The 16,018-nt window shown below is 70.0% G+C and carries 19 protein-coding genes; 11 read left to right on the forward strand and 8 right to left on the reverse strand.

The genetic code is table 11. The annotated features are described in order from the left end of the window. Positions 1-50: 50 nt before the first annotated feature. The 3 genes from QSK18_RS31920 to QSK18_RS31930 all read left to right on the forward strand — a co-directional run bounded on the left by QSK18_RS31920 (position 51) and on the right by QSK18_RS31930 (position 1,777). Entirely contained in the window at positions 51-689 is a 639-nt protein-coding gene (locus tag QSK18_RS31920; protein ID WP_232813284.1) for an NAD(P)-dependent oxidoreductase, read from the forward strand. Positions 690-724: 35 nt separating this feature from the next. Continuing rightward, entirely contained in the window at positions 725-1,102 is a 378-nt protein-coding gene (locus tag QSK18_RS31925) for a winged helix-turn-helix transcriptional regulator (protein WP_232813285.1), read from the forward strand. A 411-nt stretch (positions 1,103-1,513) separates the two neighbouring features. Next, positions 1,514-1,777, forward strand: coding sequence for a hypothetical protein (locus tag QSK18_RS31930; RefSeq protein ID WP_232813286.1), 264 nt, complete (start codon positions 1,514-1,516; stop codon positions 1,775-1,777). Positions 1,778-1,873: 96 nt separating this feature from the next. Here QSK18_RS31930 and QSK18_RS31935 read toward each other — a convergent pair whose 3' ends face one another. From QSK18_RS31935 to QSK18_RS31945, 3 genes are read right to left on the reverse strand one after another with little or no spacing between them, the layout of a single operon-like run. Continuing rightward, entirely contained in the window at positions 1,874-2,992 is a 1,119-nt protein-coding gene (locus tag QSK18_RS31935) for an epoxide hydrolase family protein (protein ID WP_285626866.1), read from the reverse strand. Between the two features lie 16 nt (positions 2,993-3,008). Next, positions 3,009-3,587 carry a signal peptidase I gene (locus QSK18_RS31940; protein WP_232813288.1) on the reverse strand — a complete coding sequence of 193 codons (579 nt, stop codon included), beginning with the start codon at positions 3,585-3,587 and terminating at the stop codon, positions 3,009-3,011. Then, positions 3,587-4,186, reverse strand: a complete 600-nt coding sequence (locus tag QSK18_RS31945; protein WP_232813289.1) for a hypothetical protein — start codon at positions 4,184-4,186, stop codon at positions 3,587-3,589. Before QSK18_RS31945 ends, QSK18_RS31940 begins: the two co-directional genes overlap by 1 nt. Positions 4,187-4,520: 334 nt before the next feature. On the opposite strand from QSK18_RS31945, the gene QSK18_RS31950 reads away from it, so the two are divergent. Both QSK18_RS31950 and QSK18_RS31955 read left to right on the forward strand, forming a co-directional pair. Then, the gene (locus tag QSK18_RS31950; RefSeq protein WP_285626870.1) at positions 4,521-5,009 is read left to right on the forward strand and encodes a hemerythrin domain-containing protein; all 489 of its coding nucleotides are present in this window, start codon (positions 4,521-4,523) and stop codon (positions 5,007-5,009) included. A gap of 117 nt (positions 5,010-5,126) precedes the next feature. Further along, positions 5,127-5,735 (forward strand): class I SAM-dependent methyltransferase, encoded by a 609-nt coding sequence (locus QSK18_RS31955; protein WP_232813291.1) that lies wholly within the window; start codon positions 5,127-5,129, stop codon positions 5,733-5,735. Here the strand turns inward: QSK18_RS31955 and pdxR are convergent. Beyond that, positions 5,707-7,122, reverse strand: coding sequence for a MocR-like pyridoxine biosynthesis transcription factor PdxR (gene pdxR / locus QSK18_RS31960; protein WP_269810760.1), 1,416 nt, complete (start codon positions 7,120-7,122; stop codon positions 5,707-5,709). The genes QSK18_RS31955 and pdxR overlap by 29 nt on opposite strands. 108 nt (positions 7,123-7,230) lie before the next feature. On the opposite strand from pdxR, the gene QSK18_RS31965 reads away from it, so the two are divergent. After that, entirely contained in the window at positions 7,231-8,289 is a 1,059-nt protein-coding gene (locus QSK18_RS31965) for an aldo/keto reductase (RefSeq protein ID WP_285626876.1), read from the forward strand. A gap of 44 nt (positions 8,290-8,333) precedes the next feature. Here QSK18_RS31965 and QSK18_RS31970 read toward each other — a convergent pair whose 3' ends face one another. Further along, a complete protein-coding gene (locus tag QSK18_RS31970; protein WP_285626879.1) occupies positions 8,334-9,086 on the reverse strand; it encodes a ZIP family metal transporter in 753 nt (250 codons plus the stop codon). A gap of 119 nt (positions 9,087-9,205) precedes the next feature. On the opposite strand from QSK18_RS31970, the gene QSK18_RS31975 reads away from it, so the two are divergent. Then, a complete protein-coding gene (locus QSK18_RS31975) occupies positions 9,206-10,441 on the forward strand; it encodes a serine hydrolase domain-containing protein (RefSeq protein WP_285626882.1) in 1,236 nt (411 codons plus the stop codon). A gap of 9 nt (positions 10,442-10,450) precedes the next feature. Here QSK18_RS31975 and QSK18_RS31980 read toward each other — a convergent pair whose 3' ends face one another. Continuing rightward, the gene (locus QSK18_RS31980) at positions 10,451-10,819 is read right to left on the reverse strand and encodes a hypothetical protein (RefSeq protein ID WP_232813295.1); all 369 of its coding nucleotides are present in this window, start codon (positions 10,817-10,819) and stop codon (positions 10,451-10,453) included. 119 nt (positions 10,820-10,938) lie between these two features. Between QSK18_RS31980 and QSK18_RS31985 the strand changes: the two genes are divergently transcribed. The 4 genes from QSK18_RS31985 to gap all read left to right on the forward strand — a co-directional run bounded on the left by QSK18_RS31985 (position 10,939) and on the right by gap (position 14,498). Then, positions 10,939-11,571 carry a TetR/AcrR family transcriptional regulator gene (locus QSK18_RS31985; protein ID WP_232813296.1) on the forward strand — a complete coding sequence of 211 codons (633 nt, stop codon included), beginning with the start codon at positions 10,939-10,941 and terminating at the stop codon, positions 11,569-11,571. A gap of 91 nt (positions 11,572-11,662) precedes the next feature. Then, entirely contained in the window at positions 11,663-12,400 is a 738-nt protein-coding gene (locus QSK18_RS31990; RefSeq protein ID WP_285626887.1) for a GNAT family N-acetyltransferase, read from the forward strand. A gap of 1 nt (position 12,401) precedes the next feature. Beyond that, positions 12,402-13,343: a GlxA family transcriptional regulator gene (locus QSK18_RS31995; protein ID WP_232813298.1), complete on the forward strand. Its 942-nt coding sequence runs from the start codon at positions 12,402-12,404 to the stop codon at positions 13,341-13,343. A gap of 159 nt (positions 13,344-13,502) precedes the next feature. Continuing rightward, the gene (gap, locus tag QSK18_RS32000; protein ID WP_285626892.1) at positions 13,503-14,498 is read left to right on the forward strand and encodes a type I glyceraldehyde-3-phosphate dehydrogenase; all 996 of its coding nucleotides are present in this window, start codon (positions 13,503-13,505) and stop codon (positions 14,496-14,498) included. A gap of 64 nt (positions 14,499-14,562) precedes the next feature. Here gap and QSK18_RS32005 read toward each other — a convergent pair whose 3' ends face one another. Both QSK18_RS32005 and QSK18_RS32010 read right to left on the reverse strand, forming a co-directional pair. Next, entirely contained in the window at positions 14,563-14,997 is a 435-nt protein-coding gene (locus QSK18_RS32005) for an SgcJ/EcaC family oxidoreductase (RefSeq protein ID WP_232813300.1), read from the reverse strand. A 105-nt stretch (positions 14,998-15,102) separates the two neighbouring features. Next, positions 15,103-16,008: a helix-turn-helix domain-containing protein gene (locus tag QSK18_RS32010; RefSeq protein ID WP_285626896.1), complete on the reverse strand. Its 906-nt coding sequence runs from the start codon at positions 16,006-16,008 to the stop codon at positions 15,103-15,105. Positions 16,009-16,018: the final 10 nt, after the last annotated feature.

A 16,018-nucleotide genomic window follows, 5' to 3' on the forward strand; every position in this document is an offset into this window, starting at 1 on the left:
TCGCTATCTTCTGGATAGTAGCTATCCAACAGCAAGCCAGGAGGTTCATCGTGTCCAAGGTCGTCATCTTCGGGGTCACCGGTTACGCGGGCGGCAAGATCGCTGCCGAGCTGGTCTCGCGGGGCCACGAGGTGGTCGGTGTCGCCCGGCACGCCAAGGAGGTCGGGGCCGGGGTCGAGCTGCTGACCGGGTCCATCCACGACGAGGCGTTCGTCGCGGACGTGACCAAGGGGGCCGACCAGATCGTGGTGGCCCTGCGGGCGCTGCCCGGCGAGGAGGGCCAGCCCGAGTTGGCTGCCGCCCTGCCCCTGCTCACCAAGGTGTCGCTCGACCAGGGCGCGCGCCTGAGCTTCGTGGGGGGCGCCGGCTCCCTGTTCGTGACCGAGGGTGGGCCCGCGCTGATCGACACCCCCGAGTTCCCCGACGCGTACAAGGGTGAGGCCGGCAGCCACCGGGCGATCCTCGAGGCGCTGCGCGAGAGCCCGGCCGAGCTGGACTGGTTCTACGTCAGCCCCGCCCCGGCCTTCGGGTCGTGGAACCCCGGTGAGCGCACGGGCACGTTCCGGAAGGGGGGCGACGTGTTGCTCGAAGGGGCAGAGACGATTTCGGGTGACGACTACGCGATCGCCTATGTTGACGAGATCGAGGCGGGGGCACACCGGCGTCAGCGCATCGGTGTGGCCTACTGAGCCGGAGCATGGACGCGTGAACAGGAGAGGCGCCGATGGGCAACGAGGACATCGAGTGGGATCCGTACGACCCGAACTGCCCGAGCCGGCAGCTGGTCGACCGGATCGGTGACCGCTGGACGGTTCTGATCATCGGCGTCCTCTCCGACGGCCCGGCGCGGTACCGCGACCTGGCCGACCGGGTGGCCGGGATCTCGCCGAAGATGCTTTCGCAGACGCTGAAGGCGCTCGAACGTGACGGTCTGGTCGTGCGTCAGGCGTTCGCCGAGGTACCGCCGCGGGTGGTGTATGAGCTCACCGAGGCGGGCCAGACGCTGCGTCCGGTGCTGCTGGAACTGGAACGCTGGGCGCGCAGCCACATGCCGGGGGTTCTGGAGGCGCGCGAGCGCTACGACGCGGCAGCGGCCCGCTGAGGCGGTTCAACCCGCCCGCCCCGGGCTGATTCTGGCCTGGAAGCGGGCGAAACGCGGTCGTCGGCCGCCAGGAATCGGGCCAGATCTCAATCCGGCTCAAGTACTGTACCCGTTCTCGATCTTGTTCGGTCGGCTCGGGACGCGGGGCTGAGTGAGTCCGCTCACGTGCGGGCCGAATGCACTGTGTAAATCGCCGATCCGGATGCGTCTGCGGCCCGGTCGGGAGTTGTCAGTTGCGGCAAGAACTTCCACGACCGGGCTGGAGAGCGTCCCCTGACTCTCGGTAGATCTCTCCGTCCAGCTCAAAGTGACACAGGTCACTACCTCCCGGTTGCCAAATCCTCCCAGGTCCGGAAGATAAGAGGCACGAGGTCCTGACGCTGTGTCGCCAGGCTCTATTGGAGGTTCAAAGTGAATGCACTGAGCCCGCTGTTGTCCCGTGACGATCTCTTCGAGAGCGAGTTCGAGGAGGATCAGGTCTTCGAGGAGTCCGAGCCGGTCATCGCAGTGACCCGCGACCCGGAGACCGGCTACGTGTCCGTCGTTCTCAACGAACGTGCGAGCCGGGCCCTCACCGCCGTCATGAACTGCATCGACGACGACTGCCTGAGCGAGAAGTACGACTACTCGTGGGACGCGGAGCAGGTACTGGCGCGGCTGCGCGCAGCCTTGTAGCTACAAATCTTTTCAGGCGCGCATCAGCACCTGGTGGCCCGGACCCGGTCGAAGACCGCTGGTCCGGGCCTTTTTCATGACTGGATCAGGTTCGGGTCAGGCGCTGAGCAGGGCCCGTAGGCCGGCCCGCAGTTCGGCGGCGAACAGTTCCGGCTGCTCCCAGGCCCCGAAGTGCCCGCCGTGCAATGGCTCACCCCAGTGCACCAGATGCGGAAAGCGGTGCTCGACCCACCGCCGCGACGGCCGGGGCACCTCGCGCGGGAAGACGGTCGCGGCGGTGGGCACCGTGAGCGGCCCGATCGCGTCGGGATCGGTGAACCAGGAGCCCACCTCGGCGATGCTCTCGGCGTAGAGGCGGGCCGAGGACGCGCCGGTGCGGGTGAACCAGTACAGGCTCAGGTTGTCCAGAATCTGCCGCCGGCTCAGCGCTTCGGTACCGTCTGTCCAGGTCAGGAGCTTCTCGCCGATCCAGGCGGCCAGTGCGGCGGGGGAGTCGGTGAGGGCGTAACCGATGCTCTGCGGTCGGGTGCGGTGCACCTCGGAGTAGGCCGACGCGTCGCGGGAGCGTTCGGCGAGTTCGGCCAGTGCTGCGGCTTCGGCGGGGGTGGGTTGCTGTCCGGGCGCAGGAGCAGCCAGCGGCGGTATCAGGTGCAGGCCCAGAAGCCGCTGCGGATGCTGGAGGCCGATGCACGTGCTGATGCTCGTGCCCCAGTCGCTGCCGGCTGCCACGAAACGTGTGTAATGCAACGATGTCATGAGCTGGACCCAGACCCGGGCGATGCGCCGGACACCCCACCCGGGCTCGGTCGGCTGATCGCTGAACCCGTAGCCGGGAAGCGAGGGGACAATGACGTGGAAGGCCGGGTCCCCGAGCGTCAAAGGAGCCAGGACGTCCTCGAATTCGAGGAAAGATCCGGGCCAGCCGTGCGTCAGGATCAGGGGGGTTGCATCCGCACGGGGCGAACGCACGTGCAGCGCATGGATGTTCAGGCCGTCGATCCGGGCCGTGATCTGCGGGATCTCGTTGAGCCGGGCCTGGGTGGCGGGCCAGTCGTAGCCGTGCGCCCAGTCTTCACACAGGTCCTGCACCAGTTCCAGCGGCAGGCCCTGCGAGAAGTCGCGGGTGGTGCCCGGGGTCGGCCAGCGGGTCTGTTTCAGGCGATGGTGCAAATCGTGGACGTCCGCGGCGGGGATGTCGATCCGGAACGGTCGCATCGGTCCATGGTGGCGGTCAGGGCGTACGCATGTGAACCAGCCAGGGCCAGGGTTCGGCCGCGGCCGGGCCGGGGGCCCCGCCGTCGTCACCCGGCCTGCGGTCCGGCCACAGCGCCAGCAGGGTCATCCCGATCACACTGGCCAGGGTGCCGGCGACCAGGTCGTAGCGGGCCTCGCCCAGCCAGACGGCCGGGTAGCCGATCCAGGGCACGCGCAGCCGGGCCACTCCGAGCACGTTGCCGGCCGGCACCGCGGCCGTGTCGGCGGTGGGGTTGGCATCGCCCTGGGTGGTGAACGAGCCGTCTTCGTTCACCGCCGCGATGCGGTGCGAGATGACGCGTTCCGGGTCGACCGGGTCGCGGAACAGCACGACCATGCCGGGGCGCAGCTCCGAGGGCGCGACCTCGCCGGAGACCAGGACGTCACCGACCTGGACCTGGGGGCTCATCGAACCGCTGACCACCGCGTGGGTGGACCAGCCGAGCAGCAGGGGCAGCGCGCCCCACACCATCAGGCCACCGGCGAGGGCCAGGGCCAGGATGGAGACGACCTGGCCGGTGCCGACCAGGCCGCTCCCGAGACGCCGGCCGCTCATCACGCGTTACTGGTCGCGGTCCAGACCAGGTTCACGGTCGCGCTCAGGCCCTGCGCGGAGTTGGTGGACTGCACCTCGGAGACGAAACGGAACCGCTTCTTGGCCCCGGTGGTCGCCGCCGCCCAGTTCACGCCGGTGCCGACGCCGGAGGACATGTTCGCGACCTTGTTGGCCAGGGTGGTCTGCGCGGCCTGCACGTCGGCGGTCTTGGTCACCGCCGAGGCGCCCTTGCAGTCCCCGGTCAGCGGGATCTCTTCGATCGCGAAGTTCAGGTACGTGGCGAGCGGGTGCGCGGCGACCGTGTCGCTGTTGGGATACCGGGCGGCCAGGGTCACGGTGGAGGCCGCGGTACCGGTGTACTCGACCGTGATGCACTCGGTCTCGGGGTTGCCCGGCGACATCCCGGTGAGGTTGAACAGGACGGCGCCGGGGCGGTCGCTGGTCAGCGAGACCGTGCCGGTGGCGAAGCTGTTGCCGGCGTTCTGGGTAGCGCCGCTGAACGCTGCGTTGGACGTGTGCCACACCAGGAGGCCGCTGACCAGCAGGCCGGAGGTGATGGCGGCCGGTACGGCGATACGCCTACGGGTTGCTGCGCGCATGGGAACCTTCCCGTTCAGGCCGGAGGGACCTTTCAGGTCCGGCCCAGCTAGCTACTGTCCCGCCTCTCGTCGTCAGCTGTCGCACAGGCATTACCCAACGTGTTCGACCGCCCGGCCGCGCCACCCGTCCGGCCTAGTGGCTGTCCGGCCGGCAGCCGCCTGTGAGCGCCGAAACCTCCCAGAGCGAGGCACTCACGGACGAGTCGGGTCGGCGGCTACGCCGATCGGGTAGGGTGATGCGCAGCGTCGCGTGCCGGTGGCAGTCCGTGTCAGGCATGGAGGCGCCGGATCAGAAGGAGTACGGCGATGTTCGCGTCGTTCCCTTCGTCCGCCCGTGTCTGAGGGCGGCGAATCAGTGGTCGAGAGCAAAGAACAAGGCAGAGAAGAGACCAGGCTCGTCGCCTGGGGTCAGGAACTGCTGCGGGTGCATGCCCGGCTGCGTGAGGCCCTGGAGATCTCCCGCACCGCCGGCGCCGAGGGAGCCCGGGATCTGCTGCTGCACTGCCACGGGTTCTGTGCAGCGCTGGACACGCATCACCGCGGGGAGGACAGGACACTGTTCCCGGCCATCGCCCAGGCCCGTCCCGACCTGCGCGAGACCCTGCGCAAGCTGGAGCAGGACCACTCGATGATCGCCCACCTGCTGGGCGGACTGCAGGCGGCGGTGGATCGCCGGGCCGGGCCGCAGGAGCTGGCCCGGCACCTGGAAGGAGTGGGAGCAGTCATGGAGAGCCACTTCCGCTTCGAGGAGCGAGCCCTGCGACAGGTGCTGACCGGGCTGGACCTCCAGGCCGACCCGGCCGACGTGCTCGGGCCGCTGTGAGTTCGGTTCGTTGCGAGTTCGGGCCGATGTGCCCTGGGCCGGGGACCTTCGGCCCCCGAGTAGGGTCGGTGGCGTAGGTGAACGTAAGCAGGGTGACCAGTTGAGAGTGAGTGCGCAATGACCCAGGAGAACCTCTGGCTGCGGCGGCTCGCCGAGGATCCGGGTCATTCCCAGTGGTACATCGAGCGTTTCCGCAAGATGGCCGCTCAGGGTGCCGACCTGGACGGCGAGGCGCGGATGATCGACGCGATGGCCGGGCGGGGCTCCCGCATCCTCGACGCCGGGTGCGGCCCGGGTCGGCTGGGTGGGTACCTGTTCCGGCAGGGGCACCAGGTGGTCGGGGTCGATCTCGACCCGGCCCTGATCGCCGCCGCCGAGGTGGACCACCCCGGGCCGCTCTGGCTCACCGGCGACCTGTCCACGCTGGAGCTGACCGAGCCCGACGGGACGCCCCGGCGGTTCGACGTGATCGTCTGCGCGGGCAACGTGATGACGTTCTGTGCCCCCGACACCCGCGGCGAGATCCTGCGCCGCTTCCGGCTGCACCTGGCCGAGCGCGGCCGGGTGGTGATCGGTTTCGGGGCCGGCCGGGGCTACGAGGTGGACGACTTCCTGAGCGACGCGGTGCAGGCCGGCCTGAACGCCGACGTGCTGCTGAGCACCTGGGACCTGCGGCCGTTCTCGCCGGAGGACGACTTCATCGTGGCCGTCTTCTCGGCGACCTGACGCTTTCCGCAGTCGCAACGGCCAGGCGCTGCACCGCCTCGTCGATGCGGCTGTCGCGCAGGTTGCCGAAACCCAGCACCAGACCGGGGTCGTCGAGCGGGCGGATGCGGTAGCGCTCGGCGCTGACCAGGCCGAGTTCCCGGCGTGCGCCGCGGCGCACCAGTTCGGCGGCGTCGGTGCCCGGGGGCAGCCGCAGGGGCAGGTGCAGCCCGGCGGCCAGGCCGGTGACCTGGGTCTGGGGCAGGTGCTGGGCCAGGGCGTCCACGAACAGCTCGCGCCGGCGCCGGTAGCGCAGCCGCTGGGCCCGCAGATGCCGCTCGTACCAGCCCCGTTCGATCATCACGGCGAGCGCCTCGACGGTGATGGGCGAAGGGCTGACGATGCGGTCCAGGTCGAGTCCGAGCAGGGCCATGATCAGCGGCTGCGGCATGATCAGCCAGCCCAGTTCGATGGCCGGGGAGAGGGCCTTGGACAGCGAGCCGAGCAGAACGACGCGGTCGGGGGCCAGGCCCTGCAGGCTGGCCACCGGTCGTGCGTCGTAACGGAAGTCGGCGTCGTAGTCGTCCTCGATGATCAGGCCGTCCACCCGGCGGGCCCAGTCGATCAGCTCGAGTCGTCGCGCTGCGGAAAGGGCCACACCGACGGGGAACTGGTGGGCCGGGGTGACCAGGGCCAGGCGGACGTCACGGTGTTCGGACAGCCGGCCGACCACGAGTCCGTGCTGGTCGACGGGGATCGGGACGGGGGTGATCCCGCCTCGGCGGGCCACGGCGCGAAGGCCTGCCCAGGAAGGGTCTTCGACGGCGATACGGGTGTGGCCCAGTTTCGCCAGCAGTGCGGTCAGCCAGCCCATCCCGGCGGTGGAGCCGGTGGTGAGGCTGAGCTGGGAGGGGTCTTCCTGCACCTGGCGGGTGCGGCGCAGGAAGTCGGTCAGGGTGGTGCGGGCGGCACTGGTGGAGATCAGGGCGCGGCCGGCCAGCAGATCGTTCGGCAGGTCGAGAACGGCTTGGCGGTAGGCCTCGGCCCAGCGGGAGCGGGGGAAGGCGGCCAGGTCGGGCACACCGGGGGTCAGGTCGAAGCGCGGCCGGGGAGGGGGTGCGAGCTGGTGGGCGGCACCGGTCGGGAAGCCGGTCGCGGTGCCGCGCACGCGGGTGGCGGAGCCGGTGGTGGCGATCAGGTATCCCTCGGTCACCAGCTGGCCGTAGGCCTCCGTGACCACCCAGCGAGAACATCCGATTTCGGACGCCAGTGAGCGGCTGGGTGGGAGGGCGGAGTCGGGTGCCAGTCGGCCGGTCTGGATGCCCTCGCGCAACGCCGCGCACAGGCGCCGGGTGAGCGAGCCCGGCCCGTCCGGGAGGTTGAGCGAGACGGCTCCAACGGTGAACATCAGCCCGATGCTAACCATGTCCGGTTCCGGATCGGCCGGGATTGGTCCGGATTCTGTAAGCTGGATTGGACCGGGATCCCCGACCAATTCCGGCCTAGCTTTATCGGCATGAACGCGACACCGCAGACCAGGACGCTGCGCAGCGGCACCAACACCCTCGAGGTGAGCGCCGTGTGCTTCGGCATCATGAACCTGGGCGTCCAGCTCGGCAAGAACGAGTCGTACGCCCTGCTGGACCGTTACTTCGAGGCCGGGGGCCGGTTCTTCGACACAGCCAACAACTACGGCAGCTGGACCGAGGACACTCTGGGGACGCAGGCCGGTGACAGCGAGCGGATCCTCGGCAGCTGGCTGGCCGACCGGGGAGTGGCCGACGAGGTGGTGGTCGCCACCAAGAGCGGGGCGGGAAAGCTGGAGCAGGACCGGCCGTTGCGGGGTGACGGGCCGACCAACTTCGAGGGGCTCTCCGAGAAGACGGTGCGCACCGAGCTGGCCGGCAGCCTGGAACGCCTGGGACTTTCGAAGGTGGGCGTCTACTACGGGCACGTGGACGACCGGCGGCTGCCGGTCACCGAGATCGCCGACACCTTCTCGGCCCTGGTCGAGGAAGGCCTGGTGACCATTCCTGGTCTTTCCAACACAGCCACCTGGAGGCTCGCTGTCGCCCGCGAGCACAGCCGCCGCGCCGGACGTCCTGAATTCGGGGTCTGGCAGCAGGAACACTCGATCTACTGGCCCAGGCCGGGGCTCTCGACGATGACGGTGGTCGACACGGAGGGGATCGACTACGCCGCGCAGGAGCCCGACCTGACCATCGCGACCTACTCGCCGAACCAGCGTGGGCAGCTGGTGCGCCCCTGGCTGGCGACCTTGCCGCCGTACGACCACCCGGGCAGCGTGGAGCGGCTGCGTCTGGTGCACCGGATCGCCCACGAACTCGGGGTCACCGCCAACCAGGTCGCCCTGGCCTGGCACATCGCCGGCCCGGTGAGCCAGATGGATCGACCGGCGGGCAGCGACCGCGCCTCCCTCAAGGAGTTGCCGCCGCGGCGGGCAGCGATGCTGCCGGTGATCGGGGCCAGCTCGGTCGAGCAGTTGGAGGAATCGCTGGGAGCCCTGGCGGTGACGCTCTCGGACGAGCACCGCGCGGCCCTGGACGCCGCCTGAAAACCGGCTGCTACAGGGCTGCTACAAGGCTGCCACAGGGGGACTCAGCCGAGACGCTGGACGGTGAAGGCCAGCATGAAGCCGAGCGTGGCGATGAATCCGGTGTAGAGGTGGGTGCGTTCGAACGCCTCGGGAATCATCGTGTCGGCCACCATCGCGAGGATGGCCCCGGCGGCGACCGCGGTGATCGTCGCGATGGTGGCCGGCGAGGCGTCCTGCAGCAGAACCGATCCCAGCAGCCCGGCCAGACCGCTGGCCACGGCGATACCGCCCCAGACCCCGAACACGTAGCGGGCGCTGCGTCCGCTCTGCTTCATCCCGGCGGCGCTGGAGAGACCTTCGGGCAGGTTGGAGATGAAGATCGCCACCAGGACGGCGATCCCGACGCCCTCGCCGCTGAGCAGGGACAGGCCCAGGACGACGGATTCGGGGATGCCGTCCAGCAGGGCGCCGACCGCGATCGCGGCTCCGCTGCCCTGGTGCTGGCTCTCGGAGGGTTGCTGGGCGCCCGAGCGTTTGCGGTGGCGCGCGCCGTACTGGTTGAGGGCCACGTTCGCGGCCACGTAGACGGCGGCGCCGCCCAGGAAGCCCAGCACCGTGGGCGGCAGCCCGCCGGTGGTCTCGGCCTCGTCGACCAGGTCGAAGGCCAGGGCCGAGATCAGCACGCCGGCGCCGAAGGCCATCACCCCGGCCACGACCCGCTGGGGCACGTTCAGGAACCAGGAGACGGAGGCGCCCAGAACCAGGGCGCTGCCGGCCAGAAGGCCCCAGAATCCGGCCTCTAACCAGATCGGCACCTGATGCTCCTTCGTCCCGTAGGTAGTGCCTGCGCTACTACCGTAGGGGGGATGCCTGGAAGGGCCACTGGGCAGTAGGAGGCAATGACCGGCGGCAGGCCGGCCGACAGGCTTGAAGCATGACGACGAACACCACGACCAAAGCACTCGTGCTCACCGCGGCCGCCGTCCTCGCCGGATCAGGCGCGGTGGCCACCGCAGCCACCTCGTCCGCGCACTCCGGCCCGGGCGACCCGGTGATCCGCGACGTCGCCCGGCACGTCCTGGACAGCGGCGCCCCGGGTTACATGACCCGCATCGACAACGGCCGCGGGGTCGCGCTGAGTGCCGACGGGGTGGCCGACCGGGAGACCGGACGTGAGCTCAGGGCCACGGACCAGTTCGAGATCGGCAGCAACACCAAGACTTTCATGTCCGCGCTCACCCTGCAGCTGGTCGACCGGGGCCAGGTCGACCTGGACGCACCGATCGAGCAGTACCTGCCCGGGGTGGTGCCGAACGGCCGGAACATCACGGTGCGGATGCTGCTCAACCACACCAGCGGCCTGTTCAGCTACACCGCCGACGAGAAGTTCGCCGAGGGCCTGACCAGCGACCCGCAGCGGGTCTGGACCGAGGACGAGCTGCTGAAGGTGGCCTTCGCGCACGAGCCGGACTTCGCCCCGGGCACCGCCTGGAACTACTCCAACACCAACTACACGCTGATCGGGATCCTGCTGCAGGAAGTCACCGGCAAGAGCCTGCCCGACCTGGTGCAGCAGCGTATTGCCCGCCCGCTGGGCCTGAAGAACACCTACTTCCCGCAGCCGCGGGCCACCGACACCGGTCCGGGCTACGCCCACGGCTACGCGGTCAGCTTCGCCAGTGGCAAGCCCAGCTACGCCGACACGTCCACCTGGCCGATCGGCGGTTGGGGCGGCGCGGCCGGGGCGATCATCTCCGACCAGCGCGACCTGTCGCGGTTCTTCTCCGGGCTGCTGAAGGGGAAGCTTTTCTCGGACCAGCAACTCAACGAGATGAAGGAGACCGTCGAGCTGCCCGCGGAGTTCCCGATCAGGGGCGGCTACGGCCTCGGCCTGTTCCACATCGACTCGGCCTGCGGGCCGGTCTGGGGGCACGGCGGTGACACCAACGGTCACCACAGCACGGCCGTGGCCACCGAGGACGGCCGGCGCACGGCGGTCAGCGACACCACCGCCGGCCCGAGCGACCTGAGCAGCAACCCGGGCGCCGAGCGCTTCGCCCAGGTCGCCTTCGCCGCCCAGGACGTGACCACCTGCAAGATGCTCGGCAAGCCGGTGCCGCAGACGGTGCTGGACGCCCTGCACGGCAGGACGCCGGTGGCGGCCCGGTAGGTCTGCCTCTCAGGGGTGGCTCCGGCGGCGGTTCAGGTGGAACGCGACCGCCAGAGCCACCCCGAGGGCGCAGATCACCACGGCGTGAACCGGGTGCAGATCCTTGGTCAGGCTTCCCGGCCGGTCGGGTCCGATCGCCCACAGCAGCAGGGCCGCCGCGTACGAGGTGCTCAGGGCGGCGGCCCAGGGCCGCAGGCGGCGAAGGCCCGGATTGCGCCAGACGCCGGCGGTGGCGATGCCCAGCGGCACGATCGCCAGCATCGCGAATCCCCCGGCCACCATCACCGGGACCGCCCAGGCCGAGACGATCACGGCGCGCGGCGTGGGCCGGACGCGGGCCGGGGAGGGCTGGGTCGGCGAAAGCGTGTTGGCAGTCATGACATTCTCCTTCGTGACCGGTAGTTGCTCTAGTTAGAGGCTATAACTCATCGATCGTTTCTGGCAATAGCAACGGTGATAGCCTGTAACTGAAGCGGCTACGAGGAGAGGCGAGAACCATGGGGGTCCCCGGCCCACGGGAGCGGTACCGGGCTCAGGTGCAGGCCGAGGTGAAGGAACGGGCCTGGGAGCAGATCGCCCGGACCGGGGTGGCGGCCCTGTCGCTCAAGGCGATCGCCCAGCAGATGGGGATGAGCGGCCCCGCCCTCTACCGGTACTTCGCCGGCCGGGACGAACTGGTCACCGAGCTGATCCGGGACGGCTACCGCAGCCTGGCCGACACTGTTCGCGAGGCTTGTGAAGAGCAGCCCGAGGCGACACACGTGGCCCGGGCCGTCCGGCAGTGGGCCCTGGCCGATCCACACCGCTACTTCCTGCTCTACGGCACGCCGGTACCCGGGTACCAGGCGCCGGAAGACACCACGGCCGTGGCCGGCGAGATCATGGCGGTACTGGTCCAGGTGTTCCAGGGCACGCCGGGGCGCGACGGTGCTCTGGAAGAGAATCTGGACCAGCACCGCCACTGGGCCCCCTCGGAATCGGTGCCCACCAACGTCCTCCATCGGGCTCTTTCGTTCTGGACCCGCGTGCACGGGGTGCTCTCGCTGGAACTGGCCGGGCACTTCACCGGTATGGGGTTCGACCCCGCCCTGCTGTTCGACGCCGAGGTGGAGAGCCTGCTGCGCGGGTGAGGAGCCGGTGAACCGGTTTGTTGATCCACCCCGGCCCGTGTTCAACTTCCAGGCGGACCACAGACGGCTGCGAGAAAGGCAAGACCCGGCGATGACTTCGGTGCAGGACGGCGTGCCGGGTGCCCAGCTCACCCACCCCCTCGACAACCCGGCATGGGCCTCGCTGGCCGGACCCCACTCGTCCTTCGCCGTGCAGCCGCTGGGGGAGCGGGCCCGGCGCTATCAGCCGGACATCTCCCCGTTCAACGCCCTGCGTGACCCCAGGGATCCGCAGGCCTGGCAGGAGCTGGCCGCTCTGGCCGCGCCCGACCGCACGGTGTTCGTCTGTGAGATTCCCGAACTGCCCGAGTTCCTGCCGCCCGGCTGGGAAGTGGTCCAGCCGTTCTACGGCGTGCAGATGGTGGCCACCGGCGCCCTGATCGCCACCCCCGACCCGGAGGCGGTACGGCTGGGCCCCGCAGACGTGGACGACATGCTGGCCCTGGTGGCCCGCAGCGAGCCGGGCCCGTTCGAGCGGCGCACCGTCGAACTGGGCAACTACTACGGCTTGCGGCGTGAGGGCCGGCTGGTGGCGATGGCGGGAGAGCGGATGAACCCGCCCGGCTACCGCGAGATCAGCGCCGTCACCACCGACCCGGACTACCGCAGGCGCGGTTTCGCGGCCCGGCTGGTGCGCACCGTCGCCCACGGCATCATCGAACGCGGTGAGACGCCGCTGCTGCACGCCGATTCGACGAACGCGGGGGCGGTGCGGCTGTACGAGTCGCTCGGCTTCGCGATCCGCCGGCGGCCCACGTTCTTCGTCCTGCGAGTGCCGGAACCGGCCTGACATGGCCCTCCACCGCATCGCCGTGCTGGTGCTCGAGGGCGCCAAACCCCTCGATGTGGGCATACCCGCGCAGGTTTTCGCCAACCGCCCGACCATGCCCTACGAGGTGCGGGTGTGCGGTGCGGCTCCCGGGCTGGTGACCGGGGGTGACGGTCTGTCGTACCACGTGGCCGAGGGTCTGGAGGCGCTCGGCCACGCCGACACCGTCTTCATCCCCGGCTATCGTGATCCGGCGAACACCGAGCCACCGGCGTCCGTCGTGGGGGCCCTGCTGCAGGCCCGGGAGCGGGGCGCGCGCCTGGCTGCGATCTCCACCGGCGCCTTCGCCCTGGCCGCGACCGGGTTGCTCGACGGGCGGCGGGCCACCACGCACTGGCACTACACCCGGGCGCTGGCGCAGAAACACCCCCTGATCCGGGTGGACGAGAACGTGCTGTTCGTGGACGAGGGGCAGGTGCTCACCTCGGCCGGCGCCGCCTCGGGCATCGACCTGTGCCTGCACCTGGTGCGCACCGATCACGGCGTGGCGTTGTCGAACGAGGTGGCCCGGCGGGTGGTGGCGGCGCCGTTCCGCAGCGGCGGTCAGGCGCAGTACGTGCCCCGGGTGGTGCCCGAGGTGGTGGGTGAGTTGTTCGCCCCCACGCGCCAGTGGGCCCTGGAGAATCTCGGCGAACCAATAACTTTGGACGATCTGGCTCGCCATGCGGGGGTCTCGGTGCGTACGTTCTCGCGTCGGTTCGCGGAAAGCACCGGGCACACCCCCATGCGCTGGGTGCTGCGGGCCCGGATCGATGTGGCCCGCGAACTGCTGGAGCGCTCCGACCTGGGGGTCGAGGAGATCGCCGGACGGGTCGGGCTGGGTACGGGGGCCAACCTGCGGCTGCACTTCCAGCGGATTCTCGGCACCTCGCCCACCGAGTACCGGCACACGTTCTCGGCCTGAGCTCCTGAACCCTGAACCCCTGAGTCCTGATTCCGCTGGCCGGATCCTTGCGGTCAATGGCGATCTTGCTGGCCAGATGTTTGCGCATGCTGGCTTTCAGGCCACTGTCGGGATGCTGGCGCGGCGCTCAGGATGGAGGGCGAAACGAGAGGGGGAGCGATGACCCGCATCGCCGTCAACGGATTCGGCCGCATCGGCCGCAACACCCTGCGCGCCCTGCTCGAGCGGGACAGCAAGCTCGAGGTGGTCGCGGTGAACGACCTGTCCGCGCCGCAGACCAACGCGCACCTGCTGAAGTACGACAGCGCCCTGGGCCGGCTCGACCGCCCGGTCGCCCTGGAGGGCGACGAGCTGGTGGTCGGCGACCGCCGGATCCGGGTGCTGGCCGAGCGTGATCCCGCCGAACTGCCCTGGGCCGAGCTCGGTGTCGACATCGTGCTGGAGTCCACCGGGCGCTTCACCAAGGCCGAAGCGGCCCGCGCCCACCTCACCGCCGGTGCCCGGAAGGTGCTGGTGAGCGCGCCTTCCGACGGGGCCGACGTCACCCTGGCCTTCGGGGTGAACACCGAGGTGTACGACGCGGACCGGCACGTGATCGTCTCGAACGCCTCGTGCACCACCAACGCCCTCGCCCCGCTGGCCGCGGTGCTGGACGAACTGGCCGGGATCGAGCACGGTTTCATGACCACGGTGCACGCCTACACGCAGGAGCAGAACCTGCAGGACGGCCCGCACCGCGACCTGCGCCGGGCCCGGGCCGCCGGGGTCAACATCGTGCCCACCACCACGGGTGCGGCCAAGGCGATCGGGAAGGTGCTGCCCCGCCTGAACGGCCGGCTCTCGGGCGACTCGATCCGGGTGCCGGTGCCGGTGGGCTCGCTGGTCGAGCTGAACACGAGCGTGTCGCACGAGGTCTCGCGGGAAGAGGTGCTGAACGCCTACCAGGCCGCGGCCAAGGGGCGGCTCGAGGGAATCCTCGAGTACGCCGACGAGCCGCTGGTCTCCAGCGACATCACCGGCCGCAGCGCCTCGGCGATCTTCGACTCGGCGCTGACCCGCGTCGACGGCAAGCACGTCAAGGTGGTGGCCTGGTACGACAACGAGTGGGGCTTCTCCCACCGGGTGGTCGACACGCTGGAACTGATGGCCGGGTAACCCTCGAGCTGTGGGGGCGGCGGGCAGGCTGTTGGCGCGGCGAGCCCGCCGCCCTCACGTACTCCTATTCGGAGACCAGGGCGTCCAGGTGTGCCGAGTGTTCGAACGAGAGGACCCGTCCGTTCTGCAGAGCCACCACCTGCCAGCGATTCTCGAGCCGGCGCAGCACGTACAGCTGCATGGTGATCCGGGTCGGCAGGGGCTCGGTCTCGCCCGCCATCAGCAGGCCGGCCCGGTGGTGCAGAAAAACCGTGCCGGGGGAGACCTCTTCGGCGAACAGCACCGTGCTGTCGACCAGGCGTGACCCCTTGAGCACGGTGTCGAACAGCGGCACCTGGCCCTGGATCAGGGCTTCGCGGCCCTGGACGATCGTTCCCTCGAACTCCACCAGACGGGCGTCGTCAGTGAAATCAGCGAAGAAGCCGGCCGCGTCCCCGCGATTCCAGGCCTCGCACATCCGGGCGGGAACGGCTGCGGCGGTCTCGACGGACTGGTCCAACGTAAGTACTCCGATGCTTGTGCGGTGAGATGTTGCTGCGCACAAACAGCTTCGGGGCGGGCGGCAGTGGTCGGCCATGGACATACGTGCAGTCCCGATTGCCGATCAGTGCATCGTCGGCGGGTTCTGCCGGTGCTCGGTGGGCGTGCAGCCGTAGGTAGCCCGGAAGAGCCGGCTGAAGTGCGCCCCGTCGGTGAAGCCCCAGCGCGCTGCCACGGCGGCCACACTCAGGTGCCGGCAGCCGGTCAGATCGGTGCGGCAGCGCTCGAGCCGGTTGTGCCGGATCAGGGCGGCCACGGTGAGCGGTTCGGGGCGGAAGAGCTGGTGCAGACGACGCACCGAGATGTGGTGCGCGGCCGCCACCGATCTCGGATCGAGGCCCGGGGCAGACAGATTCGCCTTGATGTAGGCACGGATCCGGCCGCGCAACGCCTCGTCCGGCGACAGCCGGGGCAGCCGGGACGACAGCAGGGCGCTGACGAGCTCGGTCAGGGCGGTACCCGAGCGGTTCGCCTCCTCCTCGGCGAACGTGCCGATCGACCGGACGGCAGTGCGCACCAGCGCGGTGAGCAACGCTCCGGAGCCCGCCGAGCCGTCGATCCGATGTCCCGAGAGCCGGCTCAGGTCCTCGCTGTCCAGACCCAGCAGATGCCGGGGCACGAGCAGGGTCAGGTACCGGGTGTCGGTGGTCACCACTTCGAGAGGGGCGGCCGGGTCGACCACCGCCAGGTCACCGGCGCCCAGCTCGGCCACGCGCCCGGCCTGCTGCAGACGTGTGCGGCCCCGCCGGGTGAGGTAGATCTGGCACAACCCCTGGTCGGCCTCGCGCACTCCCTCCTCGTCGCGGAAGCACTCACCGCCGGGGGTGGCCAGCTCGGCCAGTCGCACTGCCCCCAGCCGTCCGGTGACCACCCGGGCCCGGAAGTCCTCGGTGACGGCGTCCCGGGCCAGCATGGGCGGCAGGTCGGCCGCCGACAGGTGCTGCGTCCACTCCTCGACGTCGGTGATCACGCCCCAACGG

Source organism: Kineosporia sp. NBRC 101677 (assembly GCF_030269265.1).
In the GTDB taxonomy this organism is placed as follows: Bacteria; Actinomycetota; Actinomycetes; order Actinomycetales; family Kineosporiaceae; genus Kineosporia; species Kineosporia rhizophila.